Origin of the sequence: uncultured Nostoc sp. (genome assembly GCF_937863485.1) — a bacterium.
Taxonomy (GTDB): Bacteria; Cyanobacteriota; Cyanobacteriia; order Cyanobacteriales; family Nostocaceae; genus Nostoc.
This window is the reverse complement of record NZ_CALMFY010000064.1, coordinates 1-5,020: the sequence shown is the minus strand read 5'-3', so window position 1 is coordinate 5,020 and position 5,020 is coordinate 1. Positions and strand designations below refer to the sequence as shown.

The window sequence follows — 5,020 nt, the reverse complement described above, 5'->3', positions numbered from 1 at the left end:
CCTTAATGGATTATTGTCGGTTTGAGGTACTTCAAAAACTGAGATGCTCCCCTTTAAAACCTTCATCTTTCGCAATCATTTTTCAAATTGGTATCGGATGGCATTCAGCAGTTTTATTGTTGCACAAAAAAACTTAAGTAAGGATAAAATTTAGTTATGATCAAACAAAAAATAATTATGGCTGCGCTTGTAGCCATTGGCGCATTTTCCGCTGCATCTGGACAAAATATAACCACTGCTCAGTCAAATCAAACTCCAACTAGAGCAACTCAGAATGCTATCAGTTCTACAGATAGGCAATTTGTTACCCAAGCTGCTAGGGGCGGTATGGCAGAAGTACAGCTTGGGCAGTTGGCTTCGCAACGGGCGCTAAAGAATGAGGTGAAACAGTTTGGACAGGGTATGGTTCAAGATCATACTCAGGCAAACAATGAACTTAAAGAATTAGCTGCCCAGAAGCGTATCACTCTTCCAAAAAGCATCGGGCGTGAGAATAGGAAAGTTAAGGCTAATCTCTCAAAGCTTTCTGGCGCCACCTTTGACCAAGCATACATGAACCAGATGGTTAAGGATCATGTTAAAACTGTATCCTTATTCCAGCGGGAGGCAGACCAAGGACAGGATCAGGACTTGAAAGCTTGGGCAACTAAAACTTTGCCGACTCTGGAAGAGCATTTGCAACACGCTCGCGCCCTTACAGCTCAATCTACTAGAAGTACCAAGTGATCAGATAATGTGATCGCTTAATTTTACCTCACCACTACGGCGATAGAGCAGTTGTCAAAAAAGCAATTGCTATAAATATCAGTTTTAATCACTCTTGGATTTGTATGTAGACGCCAGTAAGGTGTCTACATATTTACTTTATCTTTCATATTTTCCGCGAGGTCTTATGAATTACCTTGTTGCAGTTTTACCAGATCGAATACAAGCAGAAGCCGCCAACTCTGCTCTAGAAAAAGCAGGCTTGCCAACTTCACAAGTGAATATTTTAGGCGATGGTTATCTAAGTGCTGATGAATTTGGACTAATTGATCCCGACAAGCAAGCCCGCAAACAATCAAATCGGCTCTTTTGGTGGCTTGTACCCTTTGGATTTGTTGCAGGTTATGCCTTCAACTATCTCACAAAAATTGAAATATTTCCCCAGTTTGCTCGATTTGGCAATGAATTTCTGGCTGGGATCTTAGGAGCTATAGCCGGGGCTTTGGGCGCTGGTTTAATCGGTCGAACTGTCGGGTTTACAGTTGGCAGTGGCGATGCTTTACCCTATCGTAACCGTCTGAATGCTGGCAAATACTTAATTGCAGTTACCGGAAATGAGGATTTAATACGCGAAGCTACGCGCGTACTGCGTCAATTTGAACCGGAAAATATTCAAGGCTATACAGACAATTCACAAAAGAGCAAACTTGTGGGGAATTAAGTCAAAATTTGGGAGTTATATAATGTGCGAATGTGCGATCGCTATTCTGTCATTGCGTTCGCCCTTTGCTGCTTTCTTTACTACCAAAGATTGAGTCGCGCCGGATGAATGCTCTTTCTTGTATCAAGAATAATGGAATTGAATTATTCAATTCCATTATCTAAAATTTAAAATCTAAAATTCGGTAAGGTGTTGCGTCTCTAACAATATTTGTGTTGAAACCAATATTTCTCAAGCCTGAGTCTCTTCAAATAACACTAAGCCATACTTCTCGCCAGTAGGCAAAAAGCCAATTCCTCGATAAACGGCTTGAGCTGCTTGGTTATTATCATTTAGTAAACAGGATAGCGCGTTTTACTAAGAGCGATCGCGCATCTAACAATGAGCCTGCTACCACACTTTTGGCATAGCCTTTACCGCGCAGGGCTGGCAGTGTCCATACTCCACCAATTTGCACAATATCAGGTAGGCTGGCATTAAAGGCAGAGTAAGAAACAGGAGTATCTTCTGCTACCAAAACCCAATGCATAGCCGTAGATTGACGTGCTTCAATTACGAGACGGCAAGCTGGACGTAAACTGCAAGTATCTGTTTGTCCTAAAGTTTCCACATTATAAGCAGCACACCATTCGGTGAGTAATTCCAACTCCTCTGCATGTGGCAAACGACACTGCACCTTTGCCGATGCTAAGGCTTGAGGTATTTGCAAGTCTTGCAGTGTTAGAGAAAACAATATCTCTGGCTCATTAAGCTGAGTTGGTCGGTTGCTAAATCCCAAAATACTTTTTGTTGCTTCGACTTGTGCTGCTGGCCCACTAATTCCAGAAATAGCACGCCCAGATTGGGCCACAACTGCTTGCACCACCTCTGGCAAATGTACAGGGGCTTGGACTATTACCATCCCATTCCAAAAGTGGGCTGCAACTGCCACTATAGTTTCATCTATGTAGGCCGCTATGTAAGTTCCTTGAAATCTTTCACCTTGGTCAAGCAGTCCCGCAGCTCGCCAATTAGAGCGCAAAAACATAGAAGTATCAGTGTGTTGCAAGAGAAATGCTTCCAACGATACTTCATCTCCAGGTTGCAGGGTTCTCAAAGTAGGCACAAAAAACTCCTGAGTGTCCAATTTAGTTTACCGATTGAAGAAGAATACATTCGCCAGAATTTAGCAGGACGAAATTATGAAAAAACGTAGATGCAGAGCAGCTTGCCGCAGGCTACCGCATTCGCGCAGCGTCTCGTTAGAGAAGGACACAGAGGAATAAGAGTTTGGGAGAGTTTTTACGTAAGTCCTATTTAGAATTCAGCAAGCTTTTAGTGGGGTAATTGAAAGGGACACAGTTATGCTATGTCCCTAAATAAAACTACTTCAAGATGCTAATTGCTAATGTGGGTTGATGACTGGCGATAGCAGGCAAACTCCATTGAAAAAGTAGCCATGCCAGAAGTGATAGAGCGCAACTCTGTAGAATACCCAAACATTCGTGCCAGCGGTACTTCTGCTCGAATCACCGTGTATCCCTGCATTGTCTCGGAACCCAACAACAAACCTCGACGGGATGAGAGGTCACCTTGAACCCTTCCCATGAACTCGTTAGGTGTTTCCACATCTACAAGCATAATTGGTTCGAGGATGTAGGGTTTTGCTTTGGCGATCGCACCCTCAATTGCTTGATGGGAGGCTGACCGGAAAGCCAATTCTGAAGAGTCAATTGGGTGATAAGAACCACCATCCAGAACGACTTTCACCCCAGTTACCGGATAGCCTTCCAGCTTTCCTGATTGCATTGCCTCACGGAAACCTTTCTCGCACGCAGGAATATATTCTTTGGGAATCGCACCCCCAACCACCCGATTTTCAAAGACAAACGGCTCGTCTGTGGGTTCAATCCATCCAGTAATATGGGCGTACTGACCGGGGCCGCCTGACTGTTTCTTGAATCGGTAGTCAAAGGTAGCTCGTTGCCCAATGGTTTCCCGGTACGCCACGGCGGGAGTACCGACGTAGACCTCGGCATTATATTCACGTTGGATACGTTCCACGTAGATTTCTAAGTGGAGTTCGCCCATCCCAGAAATCAGAGTTGCACCTGATTCGGGGTCGATACTCAACCGGAAGGTGGGATCTTCCCTTTGAAACCGATTGAGTGCTTTGGAAAGGCGATCGCTATCTTCCTGCTTCTTGGGCGTAATCGCCAAAGTAATCACTGGTTCGGGCACAAACATCTTTTCCAGAGATATCAGTGGTTCCCCAGAACAGAATGTATCACCAGAAGCACAATTCACACCCAACAGGGCAACAATATCCCCCGCCACGGCAACTTTTACCTCTTCTCGCTTATTAGCGTGCATTCTCACCAAGCGACCGATTTGCACCCGCTGTTCAGTCCGCGAGTTGTAGACGGTATCGCCTGGCTTCAGTGTCCCGGAGTAAATGCGGGTATAGGTCAACTGCCCAAAGGACTCGACGGTGAGTTTAAATGCCAATGCCACCAAAAAAGCATCGGGGTTAGGGTAGATACTCTCCGACTCTGCGGTTTTAACCACTTCTCTATCTATCGGAGATGGTAAATAGAGCGCAACTGCATCCAATAAGTTTTGCACTCCTTTATTTTTGAATGCCGAACCCAGCAATACAGGCGTAAATTCTAGGCTCAAAGTTGCCTGTCGGATGGTTTGCCAAATTAATTTTTTGGGAATCTCCTCACCCGCCAGTAGCATCTGGGTCATGGATTCTGAGAACAGCGATAAAGTATCTAGCAGCTTGTCACGTGCCTGTTGTGCCTCATCCCTAAGAGGTTCGGGTATTGACTTTTTCACGCAGTTTTCCCCGTTTTCAGCCTCAAAGTAGTCAGCAGTCATTTCTACCAGGTCAATCACTCCCTGGAATTGGTCTTCACTGCCAATAGGATACTGGAGCAACATCGCATTTAGTTGCAAGCGATCGCGTATTCCCTGTACTACCCGAAATGGATCTGCCCCCGTCCGATCCATTTTGTTGATGAATGCTAAACGCGGCACACGATAGCGCTTCATTTGCCGATCCACCGTAATAGACTGGGACTGGACACCCGCCACAGCACACAGCACCATCACTGCCCCATCCAATACCCGCAGGGCGCGTTCCACTTCAATTGTGAAATCTACGTGTCCAGGTGTATCAATCAGATTAATTTGAGTATCGTGCCACTGGCAAGTGGTAGCAGCGGAAGTAATGGTTATACCATGCAGTTTTTCCTCTGGCATAAAGTCCATTGTTGCACCCTTGCCACCTCCCCGCACCTCCTCAATAGCGTGGATTCTGCCCGTGTAGAAGAGAATTCGCTCTGAAAGCGTAGTTTTACCAGAGTCGATGTGGGCAGAGATACCAATATTACGGATGCGTTTTCGGGGAATCATAAAATTTCCTTTTGTTCAAGCGACAAACAGCCACCACTTGAGTAGTGACATATTCTGTATTATATATGTAGTACAATTAAAAGAAAAGGCTGATAATACAGAAAAACCGTTGATTGTTGCCCTAGCTAACGTTTAAAATAGGTATAGCAATCCTAAATCATTTGTAAAAAATCACAGTTGTTGATACTCTGAACA

Annotated in this window: 4 protein-coding genes; 2 read left to right on the top strand and 2 right to left on the bottom strand. The window is 44.8% G+C overall.

All coding sequences use genetic code 11. The features are described 5' to 3' along the window. The first annotated feature begins 177 nt into the window (after positions 1-177). Entirely contained in the window at positions 178-726 is a 549-nt protein-coding gene (locus tag Q0541_RS09265; RefSeq protein ID WP_298908645.1) for a DUF4142 domain-containing protein, read from the top strand. A gap of 166 nt (positions 727-892) precedes the next feature. Continuing rightward, positions 893-1,426, top strand: a complete 534-nt coding sequence (locus Q0541_RS09260) for a hypothetical protein (protein ID WP_298908643.1) — start codon at positions 893-895, stop codon at positions 1,424-1,426. Positions 1,427-1,754: 328 nt separating this feature from the next. Here Q0541_RS09260 and Q0541_RS09255 read toward each other — a convergent pair whose 3' ends face one another. Together Q0541_RS09255 and fusA are read right to left on the bottom strand one after the other, a co-directional pair. Beyond that, on the bottom strand, positions 1,755-2,531 hold the full coding sequence (locus Q0541_RS09255; RefSeq protein WP_298908640.1) for a GNAT family N-acetyltransferase: 777 nt from the start codon (positions 2,529-2,531) through the stop codon (positions 1,755-1,757). Positions 2,532-2,803: 272 nt separating this feature from the next. Then, positions 2,804-4,825 (bottom strand): elongation factor G, encoded by a 2,022-nt coding sequence (gene fusA / locus Q0541_RS09250; RefSeq protein WP_298908637.1) that lies wholly within the window; start codon positions 4,823-4,825, stop codon positions 2,804-2,806. Between the last annotated feature and the right edge of the window lie 195 nt (positions 4,826-5,020).